The organism is Neoakkermansia glycaniphila, from assembly GCF_900097105.1.
GTDB classification, from domain to species: Bacteria; Verrucomicrobiota; Verrucomicrobiia; order Verrucomicrobiales; family Akkermansiaceae; genus Akkermansia; species Akkermansia glycaniphila.
This window is the reverse complement of record NZ_LT629973.1, coordinates 270,707-286,392: the sequence shown is the minus strand read 5'-3', so window position 1 is coordinate 286,392 and position 15,686 is coordinate 270,707. Positions and strand designations below refer to the sequence as shown.

The window sequence follows — 15,686 nt, the reverse complement described above, 5'->3', positions numbered from 1 at the left end:
GCTGCCATGTGGACGCGCGATCTTCCTGCACAGCCGGCTCTCACCGATTCCGGCGAAGCCGAATGGCTGCTTTCGTTTGATTTTGACGGCACCCTGTGGAGCCGTGATGCCTCGCCCGGGATCAGCGCCGGCTTTTTCGATCTGATGCGTTGCTGGCGATCGTGCTGCGGGGTGCGATGGGGCATCAACACGGGGCGATCCTTGAATTACCTGCTGGAAGAGTTCAACCGAGTGGCTCCGTTTTCGCCCGATTTCATCGTGACGTGCGAACGTTATGTGTACCGGGCTGACGAGGACGGTGTGTTGCGGCCCGATATGGAGCGCAATACGGCCTGCCGCCATGCGCATGAGGAGGTTTTCCGGCTGCACCATGTGCGGTTGGAGGATTTCTTTGTTGAGCTCAGGCGCCGCCATCCCGCCAGCCGATGGAGCAGGGATGCCGAAGATCCGTATTCCATCGAAGTGGAGCATATGCCCGATCTCGATCTGTTTTCTCCGTTGGTGGCCGGTGTTTTAAAGGATTGCCCGGAATTGTCCGTGCAGCGGGCAGGGCCGTATCTGCGATTCTGCCATACCTCCTACAACAAGGGAACTTCCCTGCGGCATATCGCAGGAGCGTGGGGTATCCCGGAAGAGAGGATCGCCATTCTCGGAGACGGGCATAATGATCTGGATGCCTTTCGCCTGCATCCCGGCGCCCTGTGTGCATGCCCCTGCAATGCCCATGCCGAGATTAAGGATTTTTTGAGGGAGAGAGGGGGATACGTGAGTCCTTATGCGGAGCATGAGGGAGTCATGGATATTCTGGAAACGCGTGTCGCTCCGCTGTTGAGATCGGGAAACGGCGAAGGATAAGGTGTTTTTACCCAATCCGGAAGTATATGGGGGAATTCGTGCTTGCCGTTGGGGCTGCCGTATGGGATAGTGATGGCCACCCCAATGATACGATACGCTGTTCTGACCCTATGGATGGCTGCGGGCTTGTCCGCAGCTGATAATGCGCCCGGAATTTTCACACCGGAATCGACGGAGTTTCTGACTCGGTTTTTGAATACTCCGTCACCTTCGACGAAGGAAGAAAAGGCCCAGCAAATGTGGCTGGACAGGGTGTCTCCCCATGCCGACCGTGTGGGCAAGGACGAAGTCGGCAATGCATGGGCCGAGTTCGAGAGCCCCAAAGAGGATGCACCGACTCTGGTCATTGTATCGCATATCGACGAGGTGGGGCTGGAAGTGAAGGAAACGACGCCCCGCGGGTTTGTCAAGGTGAAGCTGCTGGGGCATCCGGATCCGGATGCCGTCGCGTCCGTACCTTATGTTTTCCACGGCTCGAAGGGGCCCGTACCTGCTTTTGCCGGGTGCAGGCCCAGATGGTGGGAAGGGATGAAACCCGATGCCGTCGTTCCAGTGGACAGGCAACTGGAGCTGATTGAGACCGAAATGAATGCGAGCGGCGATTGCTACCGCATGTCCTGGATGGAGCGTCTGCAAATGAGGCAGCGGTATGCCAAGGCCATACTCGAACCGGACGAGAGAAACAAGGGGCGCGACCATTTTGCGAAATGGGTAAACGTCGAGTTCGATGTCGGCGCCAACAACGCGGCGCAGGTGGAGCAAATGGGCATTGTGCCGGGAACTCTGTGTGTGCCTGCGACGCAGGCCGAGATTATCGCGGAGAGCAGGCTGGTAGCCCATGGGCTGGATAACAGGCTGCATGTGTTCCTTCTGTCGGAACTGGCCCCCTATCTCGCTGCGCACAAGAACGATCTTCAATACAATGTGGTACTGCTTTCGGCAGTGCGGGAGGAAATGGGGCTGCTGGGTTCATTTGCCTATTTCCTCAAGAATCCTCCGGAGCAGGTGATCGCGTTGGATTGCACGGTCGATTCGATGCAGTATCCCGACGAGCAATTCGAGGGATTGCCTATATCAATGGGGAAGGGGCCTGTCTTGCAGGCGTATCCGGGGAGAATAGCGGGGAATGCGAGATACCGCTTCGACAGGAAGATGAACCGTTCACTGGAAAATTTGGCCAATGTGAAGGGAATTCCCATGCAGAAGGATACGTTCAAGATGGTGGGGCTGTCGGATTTCCTTTCGGCGATGATGATGGGAGGGAGGGCGACGATGATCGGATGCCCTGTGAGGTATATGCATTCTCCTCGTGAGATGGCCGATTTGAGGGACGTCGATGCACTGTTGAAGCTGATGCAAGCGTTCGTGACGACCCCTCCGGAAGGCGTTTCTGCCTCGGCCTCTCCGAAAGAAGTGCCTGTCGGCGTGGCGGAAACGGTGGCGGAGTGAAATCTGAATGGCAGGAACCGCAGGCTGTGATGCCTTGAGAGGAAAACGGGAGGCGCGTTGCCCCTGCTCGGAACGGTTGTACGTCCAAGCCGGAAGGTTGGTTGTTATGCCATCGTGGATTCAGGGGAGGTTTGCTTGATGTTTTCCGGATCGCATGCCGGTTCCGCACAGTCTCGGCATTTGGATGAGATGTAATGGTTTTTATAGATAATAATGCTTATCGTGTCATCTATATCTTCCAGTGTGGGCTTGCGTAATCCGAGAAGCCTCAGGAGCAATTCGTTATCATCCGGCCACTGCTGAATCCGAACCATTTTTTGAATGTTGTCCAGGTATCGTTGGCAGTGGTCCTGATTCATTTCACGTTTTTGGCATTCGATATATAATCTCGAGATATACAGGCTGATTGCTTCTTCCTTCGATAAACGGTCGATGATCATTTGTTCGTAATAGGCCGCACTGTGTTCGACCAGCCCCATTCTTTTGATCCATGTATCCGTTGGCTCCATGCAATCCGCTATCGTGGCAATGTTCTGAAGTAGGGTTGAAATGCCCTCCAACGAGTAGAACTGGTAGTATTGACATTTGGAACGGATGGCTTCTTTCCGTTCTTGACTGTATTTCCTGTTGTATTCGTTTCTGAGATTCATGCGCATTTCCCGAGATATCAGCTCCAGGATGGAATCGATGAATGCAAATTTCCTATAAGATTGTACTCGGTGGCATATTGTGGTGAAGCATAGGAATTGATCGACAAATTCGTTGATGGCGGCTGTGTCGGTTTTCCATGCAGGTTTTCGAAGAAAGCATGTAAACAGAGTCAGTCGTTTTTTTCTGTTGGCAATGGTTTTGACCATATAATCCCTTGCTTGTCTGTATTGAAGTTCGCGTTCGGATTCAGGGGTGTTTTGTTTCCATTTTTCGGCAAGAGTGATGATGGTACTCTCAGCCTGTGGTGTCAGGAGTGGCGCAGGGCCATTGTTTCGCCGGTTTGATCTGTTCGTTTTGTTTGAGGCGTATGGCAAATCCTGCTGTTGCCCATGGTTCGGATCCTTGAGACAAAGAAGGATTTTGACAATAATTCCGATCACGGGAAGTGCGGCCATCAGGCGCAACGCGATGCCGTGCCAATGTGCCGATGATTCGAGATGATCGGAAGATTCCATGCCGGTACATTGCGGAAGAAAGATGCAGCATGTGCCTGCGGAAAGCAGAATGAAGGCTGTACGCGCCCATAACGGATGCTGTTCTTTTTTATTGTGCTTCGAGATGTTGCCTGTTTGGTCGGGTGATTGTGGGTGATTTGCCTTCATGGGCTTTACAGGTGGAGTAAGTGCCGGGCTTTTGGCTGCACGGCAGATGTGGGCGAGGTGGGGAACGCAAAGGTTCATGCACGATCAGGCCTTTTGTGCTGGCTTCCGCCGGTGTGCCATATGGCATTTGCCTGCTGCTGCGAGGAGGGCGAGAGCCGGTATTCCCCACCAGCATAAGGCGATGCAAAGGGGGTAATCGTAGTCCAGTTCTTTCCACCACCATGCTCCGAGGTCGTCGTCACTGAGCAGAAGGAATTGGCCGCATATCAGGATGAGGAAGTAGATGCTGGCCAGTAGCGGTTTCCACCTGATTTCGGTGGAGAGCATGGCAGCGAACACAAGGGTGATGATGGCGGATACGCAAAGAACCATGCCGGGTGCAGGCATTTTGTCGGCGATTTCCGCAAGGAGAGGATGAGCGGACATGGTGTGAGGGTGAGGGGCAGGGAAGGTGGCGCCCCGTATTGGATTCGAACCAATGACCCACAGCTTAGAAGGCTGTTGCTCTATCCAACTGAGCTAACGGAGCGTAAGGCGATGTGCTGACGGATGATAGCAGGGAGGACGTGGCTTGACAAGTATTTTGTGCCTTGCCGGAGGATGATGGCAATCCCTGTCCGGAAGTTTGCGTTACGGCTCCAGTTCGTCGAGATAGTAGGATTCGACGATGGGTTCCTGTATGGCGAAGAGGTCGGCGCGGAGTTCCGGCGTGTTGTCGAGGTAGCCGTGCAGGTGGACGAGGCCGTGGACGATGTAGCGGAAGAGTTCACGGGCGGTGTCGACGCCGTGGGCGGCGGCGTAGGAGGCGGCCGTATCGGCGCTGACGATGATTTCACCGAGGCCGTCGCCATGCGGGAAGGTAATGACGTCCGTCGCGGTCGGGTCGTTCAGATATTCGCCGTGGATGCGGGCGATGGTGGGATCGTCCACGATGCTGATTTCGACGAGTTGCAGGGTGGAGAGGATGTGTTCGGGGCCGGGCGGGGCTGAGAGAAGGGAGGGCAGGGCCTGTTCCAGCAGTTTGCGGTAGTGGCCGACGGTTCGTTCCGTGGGCCACGGCGTTTCCGTGTTGAGGTAGATTTCGATTTCCGGCATCATGGACGGATCAGGCGGTGGCCTTTTTCGGAGCGGGTTCCGTTTCGTGCTTCGGATATTCGGGGCGGTTGTGCGCCATGGTTTTGAGGGTTTCGAGGAAGGAGTCCCTGATTTTATGGATGTCGCCGAGGGTGAGGTTGCTGTCTTCCAGATGGCCGCTCAACAGGCGTTCCCGGATGAGTTCGTCCACTTTGTTCGCCATTTCTTCGGCTGTGGGGTTTTTCAGGGATCGGGTGGCGCTTTCGACAATGTCCGCCAGTGAGACGATTCCGGCTTCGCGGCTTTGCGGTCCGGGGCCGGGGTAGCGGAATTGTTCGTCGTCGACGGGGGCGGGTTTGGTGTCGATGAGTCCGGCTTCGAAGTCTTTCATGGCAGCTTCGAATTTGTCGAGAGCCTGCCGATAGAAGTAGTAGGCGAGGGAGCGGCCGTGGTGTTCCTTGATGATGGAGATGATGCTGGGGCCGAGGTTGTGTTTTTTGGCGAGTTCGACGCCTTCGGTGACATGGCCGATGATGAGTTTGGCGCTCATGTCCGGCGTCAGTTCACTGTGCGGGCTGGCGGCGGAGCTGGGGATGTTTTCGGCGAAGTACTGAGGGTATTTCGTTTTGCCGATGTCGTGGTAAAGTGCGGCAACGCTGCATTGCATGGAGTTGGCCCCGATGGCTTTGGCGGCATTGGCGGCGAGCAGGGATACGATGACGCTGTGGTGGAAGGTGCCGGGTGCGTGCAGCTGGAGGTCTTTGAGGAGAGGCAGGTTCATGTCCCCCTGTTCCTGCCATGTGATGGGTGTGCTGATGTGGAACATGTGTTCGAGCAGGGGAAGGATGCCGCCGATGAAGACGGAGACGAAGAAGCTCATGCCGATGGCGCTGCCGATGTCCCATCCCAGGTTGCGGGCGCGGAACCATTCGTCTCCGCTACCGAGGGCTCCGAGGCAGAAGGCTGCGGCGAAGGTGACGATGCCGACGATGAAACCCGTGGAGAGGATTTGCTCGCGTTTGCGGAGGTTGCCCGTGAGGACGACGCCGATCAATCCCGTCAGCAGGCTGAGGCAGATGTAGTTCAACGGGGAGACGGGCGAGGGGTCGGGCATCAGGATGAGGCCGTAGAGGGTGACGCAGACGGCGGTGAAGGTGCCCATGGCTTTGCCCAGCAGGACGGAGACGATGATGGGCGCCAGCGTGTACGGTACCAGCAGGATCATCAGGTAGTTCCATTCCGGCATGCTGCGCATGTAGTTGGCGAGCATGACGACGATGCCGAGATGCAGCGCAATGGCAAGGCTGCTGACGAGGAAGACTTTGTTCGAGAAGATTTTGTTGCCTGCTGCGAGTTTGTAGATGAGGCTCATCGAGCAGTAGACGAAGAACATCCACAGGGAGCGGTGGACTCCGTCGGCTACGGAGGTGGCTCCGATGCAGGCGAGTATTTCCAGAAAGAGGAGGTTGAGGATCATGATGGCCCCCATGAGGCCGCGCGAGCTATCGAGGGTGCGCGCAGTTGAGGCTGCATTGTCCGTTCCATCACCGGAGGATCGATGGAATGTCTGGATGAGTGTGTGGAAGATGTTCACGTTTCAGGAATGGGAACCAATGTACTATGGGATGCCTTCCATGGAAAAGCAAGAGGGCAGCGCGTCATCGGGTTTTCTGCCCGGAAGGCGATAAAAAGGATGCAATCCGAAGGGATTGCATCCTTGAGAGGCGTGTTGTCCGGCCGCTGCGTATCAGAAGACGGAGATTTCCGCTGCCGAGACGTGGTTTTTCTCAATGGCACGGGTGCCCGTGAAGCGGAAGTAGCGGACGTTCGGTTCTTTCTTGCTGAAGTTGACGTTCAGTTCGATGGGGTTGGCACGCAGGTTGGAGAATTCTCCTTCGGCGGCTTTTTTCCATGTTTTACCGTCCTGGCTGACTTCGAAGGTGTACCGGTCAGTCATGCCGTGGCATGTTCCGTCCTGGCGGGGCAGGTAGGAGAAGGAGGTGAGGTCGTGGGGCTTGCCCATGTCTACGGTGAAGGATTGGGGCGGAGCCTGTTCCTGTGCCATGTGGGTGTGCCAGAATGTTTTCGGGTTGTCGTCGATGGCCTTGGTGGCGTCGCCCGCCGTGGAGGAGACGATTTTCCATCCGGTTTTCGGGATGCCGAAGCGGTTTTCCTTGACCGGGCCGATGTTTCCTTCCTTGTCGATATAGCAGGCTTTGACGAGGCCTCCCTGCGCGAATGGCACAGGCTGGGTATAGGCGGGTGACTGGGCGGTCGGTGCGGTGCCATCCGTGGTGTATTTGACGGTGAAGCCGGGTTTTTCCGGGATGGTGAGCATGTCGCCCTGGCGGGTGATTTCCGGCTGCGGGATGATGACCGGTTTGCGCAGCAGCGAGAATTCGGAGATGCAGGGCGTGGCCTGGCTGCCGGTGATGCGGAGGCGGAGCTTGTCTGTGGTGACGGGTTCCGGGAGGCGGACCATGATCTGGTTGCCGATGGTTTTGCCGTCCTTGACGATGGTTTTCCATGCTCCGTTTTCCCATGCGTCTACTTCAAAGGAGTCGACGCGCTGGCCGAGGCGGATCTGTTCGCGCAGGCGAACGACATCGAAGGTGGCCGGTTTGGCAAGCTGGATTTCGGCGGAGGGGGTGAGGTTGCCGTCTTCTACGGCCCAATAGGTGTCGAGGTTGTCGTCGACCATGTTGGCAGGGCTGTATTTGGCGGAGTTGCCGCGCGTTTCCGAGGCTGTAGCCTTGGCTCCCTTGGCGAAATCATTGGCATAGAGCCTGTCGCGCAGTTCCTTGAAGGCGAGGAGTGCCTTGACGTCCGCCGGGTCGAGGTTGCCCGTTTGGTCGGCGGCAACGTTCAGGATGAGGTTGGCGCCGCGGCCTACGCAGTCGAACCAGACGTTGAGGAGTTGTTCCGGAGATTTGACGCGGGAGGCCTGTCCGGCGTGCCAGAACCAGCCGGCATGGTTGATGGTGGTGTCGCCTTCGGCAGGTACCCAGCGGTCGCCGCCGCGGTTGCCCGTGCCGCCGCCTCCCGGCTGGGTGGAGCTGAGGGTGGACCAGTGCGGGTAGTTGACATGGCCTTTTTCGGAGCCGCCCCAACGGGCGTCGCCGTAATGTCCTGCACCCCAGATGATGCAGTTCGGCTGAAGTTTGCGGATGTTTTTGACGATTTGCTCGAAGTTGTAATAGTCTCCCTTGATTTGGCGGCGTTCTCGTGCGCCGCCGTAGAAGCCGTCGCCGCCGTTGGCTCCGTCGAACCAGATTTCAAAGACGGGGCCGTAGTTGGTCAGCAGTTCCGCAATTTGCCCGTAGTATGTTTTCAGGTAGCCGTCGCGGCCATATTCGGCGTTGTTGCGGTCCCAGGGGGAGAGGTAGGTGCCGAATTTGAGGCCGTTTTCTTTGCAGGCTTTGGCAAATTCGCCAACGACATCTCCCTTGCCGTTTTTCCACGGGCTCTTGGTGATGTTGTGCCCGGTGGTTTTGGTGGGCCAGCTGCACCAGCCGTCATGATGTTTGGCTGTGTAGATCATGCCTTTCATGCCGGCCTGTTTGAAGGTTTTGATGATTTTGTCGGCGTTGAAATCCGTCGGATTGAACATTTTCGGATTTTCGTCGCCGTATCCCCATTCGCGGCCAGTCCATGTGTTGAGGCCGAAGTGAACGAAGGCGTAGAATTCCATGCGCTGCCAATTGACCTGCGCATCTGTGGGGACGGCGCCGAACGGGGCGGGAGGCAACGTTTTGCCTTGGCTGGAAGCGGTGGGCTTTTTGCTTTGATCTGCAGCCTGTACCGTTGTCGCGAGGCTGGCGCAGGTGCAGGTGAGGATGGCAAGTGTAGACAGTGTGATCTTCATACGTCGGCGGGTATTGTATCGCAAACGTATGGAAATGCAAGATGTATTCGCGTTTGTAAGCGATTCTGTTCGTGTTATATGGAAATGTTTGTATTGTTTTGTTTTCATTGGGTGAAAGATGAGAGGTGGCGGGGGCGTATAATGGTATGAATGGTTTGTGTCCATTCTTTTCAAGGGATTTTTGAATGATGAAAACGAATATGTGTACGGCGGCATTGCTCGCCATTATGTCGGCGGGAACCGTTTTTGCGAACGGAACGAGCGTGTCTTATCCGGATGCCGCGATGGCACCGGGAAAGGCTGAGGCGAAGGTGCTTCAGGAGGGAGGCGGCAAGTCGTTGCTGGTTCTCGGCAATCAGGTGCTTTCCGCCCGGTGGGAGGTGCAAGGTAACCGGATTGTGCGGTTCGGCATTTCCAATTCGGAAGAGAAGCCTGCTTCCGTGTCCGGCAATCAGTCCGAGTTGTTCCGGTTGTCGACGGAGGCTGGCGGGTTCAATTTGCCCGCGTCTTCGTTCGTGCTGGAAAAGCCGCCCGTGGAGGTGGCCTTGCTGCCGGAGAAGGGCAAGAGCGCGCGGGCATCGGATGGTTTTGCGGGGAAGGCTTTTCAGGTGGTGTTCCACAATGAGGCAGCCGGGCTTGTGGTGACTTGGCGGGCGGAATTGAGGGATGGGTCTTCGTATGTGAAAGAGACTTTCGATATCAAGGCGACGAAGCCTGTGGATATCAAAAATATCCAGCTGGTCGATCTGAAGGGGGAGGGCTTCAGCGTGTCGGGAACGGTGCCTGGAAGCCCTCTTGTCGGGAAGAGCGGGATTTTTGCCGGGGTCGAGTTGCCCGTGGCGAAAGCCGAAATAGGTAAGGATGGTGCAACGATCGGTTTTGCATGCAATTTGCCGATGCAGCCCGGTGCGCAGCAGAAGTTTTCGGCCGTGTTCGGCGTTTATCCGAAGGGTCAGTTGCGCCGCGGGTTTCTCGCTTATCTGGAGCGCGAGCGGGCGATGCCTTATACACAGTTTCTCCAGTATAACTGCTGGTACGATTTCGGTTTGAATCCGACGGAGGAGAAGCTTTTGGCCACGGTCAAGGCGTATGGGGACGAGCTGGGGAAGAAGAGGGGAATCAAGCTGGATTCGTTTGTGCTCGATGACGGTTGGGATGATGTGCAGGCCGATCTCTGGCAGCCAAGCGCACGGAAGTTCCCGAGCGGTTTCCGCAAGACGGCGGAGGCGATCCGGGGTATCGGTTCCAATTTCGGTATCTGGATTTCTCCGCTCGGCGGTTATACGGGTACGCAGGAGCGCATCAATCATGCGAAGGCCAAGGGGCTGCTGCCTGCGTCCGCCGGGAAGTTCGATCTCGCGCAGCCGGAGTATTATAAGTGGTTTCGCGACAGGTGCGCCGATTTGATGGTGAAGGACGGGGTGAATTTCTTCAAGTGGGACAAGGCAGGGGAAGGCGTGAGTCCTCATTTCATGGCGCTGCTGTCCATTGCCAACGAGTTGAGGGCAATCAATCCCAAGTTGTTTTTGAGTACGACCGTAGGTACGTGGCCGTCTCCGTTCTGGTTGAACCATGTAGACTGTACCTGGCGCGACGGCAGCGCGGATGTGGGCTGGCAGGGCAAGGGCGATGACCGGGAGCAATCAATTACTTACCGGGATGCCTATTGCTATAGCCTGATCGTGCAACGTGCGCCTTTGTATCCTCTCAGTTCTCTGATGCACCACGGGCTCGTGCTGGGTACGGAGTATCAGGCGGCTCGTGTCAGCAAGGCGGGCAACGATTTGAAGAACGATGCGCGGATGCTGTTCGGTTCCGGTGCGAATCTTCAGGAGCTGTATTTGACGGCTTCCATGATGAATGGCAAGGCATGGGACGATGTGGCGGAAGCCGTGCGCTGGGCGAGGAAGAATGCCGAGGTGCTGGCGGATGTGCACTGGGTCGGCGGCAATCCCCACCATCTCGATGTGTACGGTTATGCGGCATGGAGTCCCGCAGGTGCGACTCTGGCGCTTCGCAATCCCGACGATAAGCCGAAGGAGGTCGAACTGGATGCCGTGTCGGTGTTCGAACCGGTCGGCAGGATGCCGGAGGCGATGCGCCTGCATGCCGGCTATGCCGATCAAAGAGTGCGCGAACTTGTCATGCCGGCAGAAGGGAAGGTGAAGTTGACGCTGCAACCCTTCGAGGTGCTGGTGTTCGACGCGCGCTTCGCTCCGAAGAAGTAGTAAGACTGGTCATGAAGCCGGGATGTCCCGGCTTCATGACTGTGTTTGACAATGGCTCATCCGCGAAATGAAATGTCGATCACTTGCAGGCGGATGGGTTTTTTGAGGGCTGCGGCGGTGTTGAGGGAGAGAAGGATGTCCATGTCGTACCTTGCATCAAGGAAGAGATCTATTTCGTCCGGCTGTTTGGCGGAGGTGTCGATTTCCCGATGGAGTTCGCGTTCCTGTATCAGCGTGCGGCGCGCGTTTTCGGTTTCCGTTTTGTCCAGAGATCCGTTTTGGTCGGTATCGAAGCGTTTCAGCAGTGTGGCACGGTGAGCCTGTAAGAGTTTGTCCGCTTCCTGACGGATGATTGTGAATTCTTCCGGTTCCAATTTTCCGTTGCGGTTGGCGTCGAATTTTTCCAGCAGGAGTTTTTGGGCCAGTATATAGAGAGCGGGCGGCGGAGGAGGTTCATTCCGTCCGGAGCTGTTCGGGGGGGGAGGCGGGCCGCCTGGGTGCGGCTGTCCACGGCGTTGATGCCGCTTGTGCTGGTGGGAGAGGGCTTTTTTCAGCTCAGCCTGTTCCTGTGCGTCCAGTTTGCCGTCTTTGTTCCGGTCGAACTGGGAGATGAAGCGTCTGCGTGCTTCGTCTCGTACTTTGTCGGCATCGGCGAGGAGGGTTTTGCGTTCGTCGTCGTTCAGGATGCCGTCGCCGTCCGTGTCGTATTTATCCAGAATCAGTTGGCGCATGAAGAGAGACAGGGCGATGTGTTCCATGCGTTGTGCCTGTTTTTTCCGGACCGGCGTGCAGTTCGGGCGGCATGTATTTTCCGGTGAAGGAGCAGGCGGCGGAGCGCCGTTATCCGCCTCGGCGGAGGCAAGAAACGGTGTGCATAGAATGATGGCCGGAAGAATACGGATGCTCATATGAAGTAATAACCCCATTGTTTGGGTTTGGTTGTGAAGAAAATGCAGGTTTGCGGAGAGAGTCGTTCAATGGAGGGTGTCGCCGAGGAGGTGATGGCAGGAGAAGGGGTGCGGCGAGGTATAGGCCAGGCGGATGTTTTTTCGTTCAGGAAACGTGGAGGAGCAGGGACGCTATCCCATTGGGCGCGTTTGGGAGAGAAAGGTTTTTCCCGTTCGTAGATGATGAGGGATTTGTCGATTTTGAAGTAGTGGGGGGAAGCCCACCATGGCTTCATTTCACGGGCGAAGTAGTGGTTTTGCGCATCGGAACCGCAATAGTATATGTCGTGCAGGAGGGTGTGCGGGCCGAATGCCGTAGAGTCGGTGACAGGGGTATAATCTCCGGGCCTCAAGGTGCAGGAGGCCAGTATCAAGCAATAAGTTGCGGGAACCGATGCAGCAAGGGTTGATCGGAGCCGGAACTTGGTTTGCATGGTTCTGTTAGGGAATGGGGAGAAAGAAGGCAGCGAACCGTGTGTTGTCCGCTGCCTTGTGAAGGGGGTCAGTCTTTCGATTTGACGTTGATGATGGCCGCTTTTTCGAGCGTGATGGTCACGTCTTTGGCGATTTGTACGTCAACGGTGCGTTCGTCGATTTTGCGCACTTCGCCGTGGATGCCGGCGTTGGTGATGACGCTGTCGCCCACTTTCAGGGCGTTGAGGCGCGCCTGCTGTTCCTTTTGCTGCTTACGCTGCGGGCGGATGAGGAGGAAGTAGAAGAGGACGCCGATGATGAGGAACATGACGAGCGGGCTGCCGAGGAAATTGGTTTCCTCCGCAGGCTGTGCGGCCGGTTTGTCCGTCGTTTGTACGGTGCCGCTCTTGGCATCTTTGGCGGGAGCGGCCGGCTGGGCGGCCGGAGTTGCTGCTGCGGGAGCTTCTCCCGTCGTTGCAGCTCCTTCGATTTGGGCGAGGATGATGTTTGCGTTCATGATATGTCGTTTGCTTGGTAGCGCGAAATGAAGGCACGCTTGAACGAGCCGAATTGTCCGGCCGCGATGGCGCTTCGCGCTTGAGCCATGAGCCGGAGATAGAATGACAGATTTTGAAAGGAAAGCAATCTTAAAGCGAGTATTTCACCGGAGCGGAAGAAGTGGCGTATGGCCGCCCGGGAGAAGCGGTTGACATGAGGGTGTCCTTCCACATCGAGCGGGCGCATGTCTTTTTCCCATTTTTTGTTTTTGATGTGGATGGGGCCGTCGGGCGTCATGGCGATGCCGTGGCGGGCGAGGCGGGTGGGCATGACGCAGTCGAACATGTCGACTCCCCGTTCGATCATTTCAAGGAGCTGTACGGGGGTGCCGAGTCCCATGGCGTAGCGGGGTTTGTCTGCAGGGAGGTAGGGAGCGGAGTGTTCGATGGCCTTGAGCATTTCCTCTTCCGGTTCGCCGACGGAGACGCCGCCGATGGCGTAGCCGTCGAAGTCCATGGCTGCGAGTTCTTCCGCGCACTGGCGGCGGAGGTCGGCATAGACGGAGCCCTGGACAATGCCGAAGTGGCTCTGCCTGCCGCTGCCCGATGCGGGGTTGTTTTCATCGACCCATTGTTTGCATCGCCGGGCCCAGCGGAGGGTGTAGCCGAGGGATTTTTCCGCGTAGCGGCGGTCGCAGGGGTAGGGTGGGCATTCGTCGAAGAGCATGGCGATGTCGCTGCCGAGCTGCGCCTGGATTTCCATGGAGCGTTCGGGGGTGAGCATCATGGTGGCTCCGTCGATGTGGTTTTGGAAGCGGACTCCTTCTTCTGTGATTTTGCGGAGTTTGGCAAGGGACCAGACCTGAAAGCCGCCCGAGTCCGTGAGGATGGGTTTGTCCCAGCCGGAGAGGGTGTGGAGGCCGCCGAGGTCGCGTACGGTTTCGGCTCCCGGCCTGAGGGAGAGGTGGTAGGTGTTGCCGAGGATGATTTGGGCGCCGAGAGCGTGGAGGTCGTCGGGGTGGAGGGTTTTGACTGTTCCCTGAGTACCGACGGGCATGAAGATGGGGGTTTGCACGTCGCCGTGGGGCAGGTGCAGGGTGCCCAGCCGCGCTCCGCTGGGATCGACGCTGTGGAGGGTGAAGCTCATGCTTGTGCGGTGTGTTCTGTTTTGGCGAATCGGGCCCTGTGGATGTGTTTGCCCATGGATTCCCAATGGAGCTGGAAGTCGGTTTTCGGGTAGTAGAATTCGTTTTCCTCCCAGGTGAGTTTGCGGAAGAGGGGGGAGTTGTTCATGTGTTCAAGAACCCACTCGTAGTATTCTTCATGGTCGGTTTTGAAGAGGAATTCTCCTTGCGGCGCGAGTGCACGGTGCAGGACGGGCAGGAAGTGGTCCTGTACGAGGCGGTTTTTGTGGTGGCGCGTTTTGGGCCACGGGTCGGGGCAGAGGTAATGCAGGCGCGAGATGCTGCCGGGCCGGATGAACCATTCAAGGAAGTAGCGGCTTTCGAGCCGGAGGACGCGGACGTTTTCAAGGCGTTCCGTTTCCGCGTTGGAGCAGACGGAGCGTACGCGCCCGAGCAGGCGTTCGATGCCGAGGAATTTGGTGTCCGGGTATTGCCGGGCCATTTGCAGCAGGAAACCGCCGTCTCCGCAGCCGAGGTCGATTTCACATGTTTCGCCGTTGCCGAAGATGTCTTCGACGTCGTGCTGGCTGAAGTAGTTTTCGGGGAGATATGCGGCCTGAAACATGGGTCGACGGATTTTACATGGCGGGTGCGGGCAAGTCAAGCTGCGAGCATGTGCGCCATGTTGCGCGTGGAGTTGCGGCGTTGCATGCTATTTGTTTGGTGCATGCAGCCAGGTGAGGCGGTGCCAGATTCCTTCGAGCGGGCCGTAGCGGTGGCGGCCAAGCCACCAGCGGCAGAAGCGTATCTGCAGGAGCATGGCGGCGACTCCGACGGCGAAACTGGCCACATATCCGAGGTGCGGAGCGAGGCCCAGCGCAAAGGGGAAGAAGATCAGAGATCCGATGACGGATTGGGTGATGTAGTTCGTGAGGCTCATTTTGCCATAGTATCGGAGGCTGTCGGTGAGCTGGCGGAAGTAGGCCGTCCGGTAGAGCAGGACGAAGCCTGCGACCCATATGCCGCTGAAGCTGACGTTGTGCCACATGGTAAAGGCCGTTTTGAGGGGGGCGCCCAGTTCGGGCTGGATCATGGCTATGTAGAAGACGAAGGAGCCCGCAGCAGAGGCGAGCAGGGTGCGCGTCCAGAAGACGGTGTTGCGCCTGCCTGTATGGAAGAATCCTCCTTTGCCGAGGATGAAGCCTGTGATGAAGAGTCCGGGAGCCTGCATCAGGCGTCCGGCATCGATTCCCCAGGCGAAGCTGGAATATTGTCCGGTCGTGAGGTTGTTCCATGCCATGCCCCAGAAGTCGCCGTTGTCGATGCAGGGTTTCAGTGAAGGATACGCGTTTGCGGCAAGGACGGTGGGAGGAGTCCATTCGGGATGGAAGAACTGGATGGCGGCATAGGCGAGTTCGAGGGGCTGGAGGAGGAAGAAGACTGCCACCATGGCGAGGGTTCCTATGCCCAGTTTGCGCAGGGGGATGAGGATCAATCCGGCAATGGCGAAGGTGAGCAGGACATCCCCTCCCGGAAAGAAGACGGCGTTCAGGCAGGCGAAGAGGGCCAGGATCAGAAGCCGCCAGGCGAAACGGCAGCTGAAGTCTTTTCCCTTGCGGAGCTGGTTGCCATACTGGATGGCATAGGTGAATCCGAAGAGAAGGGCGAAGATGGTGTACGATTTCCCGGCGAACAGAAAGAAGAAGGCGTCTTTCATGCCCTGGTTGACGGAGGCCATGAGAGGAGTGGAGACGGGGTAGGAGTCGTAGATGAAATGCTCCAGAAAGTGGACGAGCATGATGGCGACGACGGCAAAGCCGCGAAGTGCATCGACGACATGTAGTCTTTGACCGATTGTGGACGGAGAGGGCGACATGCCTTTTGTACGGTTGGTGATGCTCCGATCTTGCAAGAATGAGA

14 protein-coding genes and 1 tRNA gene are annotated in these 15,686 nt (G+C 57.2%); 3 read left to right on the top strand and 12 right to left on the bottom strand.

What is annotated here, in order from left to right:
* Nucleotides 1-6 precede the first annotated feature (6 nt).
* Together PYTT_RS01175 and PYTT_RS01170 are read left to right on the top strand one after the other, a co-directional pair.
* Nucleotides 7-855: an HAD family hydrolase gene (locus tag PYTT_RS01175; protein ID WP_067772508.1), complete on the top strand. Its 849-nt coding sequence runs from the start codon at nt 7-9 to the stop codon at nt 853-855.
* Between the two features lie 192 nt (nt 856-1,047).
* On the top strand, nt 1,048-2,304 hold the full coding sequence (locus PYTT_RS01170; protein ID WP_172801737.1) for a M28 family peptidase: 1,257 nt from the start codon (nt 1,048-1,050) through the stop codon (nt 2,302-2,304).
* A 104-nt stretch (nt 2,305-2,408) separates the two neighbouring features.
* Here PYTT_RS01170 and PYTT_RS01165 read toward each other — a convergent pair whose 3' ends face one another.
* The 6 genes from PYTT_RS01165 to PYTT_RS01140 form a co-directional block, all read right to left on the bottom strand.
* Nucleotides 2,409-3,695 carry a hypothetical protein gene (locus PYTT_RS01165; protein WP_141675682.1) on the bottom strand — a complete coding sequence of 429 codons (1,287 nt, stop codon included), beginning with the start codon at nt 3,693-3,695 and terminating at the stop codon, nt 2,409-2,411.
* A gap of 6 nt (nt 3,696-3,701) precedes the next feature.
* Nucleotides 3,702-4,043: a hypothetical protein gene (locus PYTT_RS01160; RefSeq protein ID WP_067772497.1), complete on the bottom strand. Its 342-nt coding sequence runs from the start codon at nt 4,041-4,043 to the stop codon at nt 3,702-3,704.
* Between the two features lie 26 nt (nt 4,044-4,069).
* Nucleotides 4,070-4,146, bottom strand: a tRNA-Arg gene (locus PYTT_RS01155).
* 101 nt (nt 4,147-4,247) lie between these two features.
* Nucleotides 4,248-4,715 (bottom strand): rRNA maturation RNase YbeY, encoded by a 468-nt coding sequence (ybeY, locus tag PYTT_RS01150; protein ID WP_067772494.1) that lies wholly within the window; start codon nt 4,713-4,715, stop codon nt 4,248-4,250.
* Between the two features lie 7 nt (nt 4,716-4,722).
* Entirely contained in the window at nt 4,723-6,285 is a 1,563-nt protein-coding gene (locus tag PYTT_RS01145) for an HDIG domain-containing metalloprotein (RefSeq protein WP_067772491.1), read from the bottom strand.
* Nucleotides 6,286-6,438: 153 nt separating this feature from the next.
* Nucleotides 6,439-8,556, bottom strand: a complete 2,118-nt coding sequence (locus tag PYTT_RS01140) for an alpha-L-fucosidase (protein ID WP_172801736.1) — start codon at nt 8,554-8,556, stop codon at nt 6,439-6,441.
* 185 nt (nt 8,557-8,741) lie between these two features.
* Between PYTT_RS01140 and PYTT_RS01135 the strand changes: the two genes are divergently transcribed.
* The gene (locus PYTT_RS01135) at nt 8,742-10,784 is read left to right on the top strand and encodes an alpha-galactosidase (RefSeq protein ID WP_067772488.1); all 2,043 of its coding nucleotides are present in this window, start codon (nt 8,742-8,744) and stop codon (nt 10,782-10,784) included.
* A 56-nt stretch (nt 10,785-10,840) separates the two neighbouring features.
* Here PYTT_RS01135 and PYTT_RS01130 read toward each other — a convergent pair whose 3' ends face one another.
* The 6 genes from PYTT_RS01130 to PYTT_RS01105 form a co-directional block, all read right to left on the bottom strand.
* Nucleotides 10,841-11,692 (bottom strand): EF-hand domain-containing protein, encoded by an 852-nt coding sequence (locus tag PYTT_RS01130; RefSeq protein WP_067772485.1) that lies wholly within the window; start codon nt 11,690-11,692, stop codon nt 10,841-10,843.
* A complete protein-coding gene (locus PYTT_RS01125; RefSeq protein ID WP_141675680.1) occupies nt 11,689-12,165 on the bottom strand; it encodes a hypothetical protein in 477 nt (158 codons plus the stop codon). Before PYTT_RS01125 ends, PYTT_RS01130 begins: the two co-directional genes overlap by 4 nt.
* A 68-nt stretch (nt 12,166-12,233) precedes the next feature.
* Nucleotides 12,234-12,662, bottom strand: a complete 429-nt coding sequence (gene yajC, locus PYTT_RS01120) for a preprotein translocase subunit YajC (protein ID WP_083076391.1) — start codon at nt 12,660-12,662, stop codon at nt 12,234-12,236.
* Entirely contained in the window at nt 12,659-13,789 is a 1,131-nt protein-coding gene (tgt, locus tag PYTT_RS01115; protein WP_067772480.1) for a tRNA guanosine(34) transglycosylase Tgt, read from the bottom strand. The genes yajC and tgt overlap by 4 nt, the downstream gene beginning before the upstream one ends.
* Complete coding sequence (gene trmB, locus PYTT_RS01110; protein ID WP_067772477.1) at nt 13,786-14,391, bottom strand: tRNA (guanosine(46)-N7)-methyltransferase TrmB; 606 nt, start codon at nt 14,389-14,391, stop codon at nt 13,786-13,788. Before trmB ends, tgt begins: the two co-directional genes overlap by 4 nt.
* An 87-nt stretch (nt 14,392-14,478) precedes the next feature.
* Nucleotides 14,479-15,642, bottom strand: coding sequence for a DUF418 domain-containing protein (locus PYTT_RS01105; RefSeq protein WP_067772474.1), 1,164 nt, complete (start codon nt 15,640-15,642; stop codon nt 14,479-14,481).
* Nucleotides 15,643-15,686 lie beyond the last annotated feature (44 nt).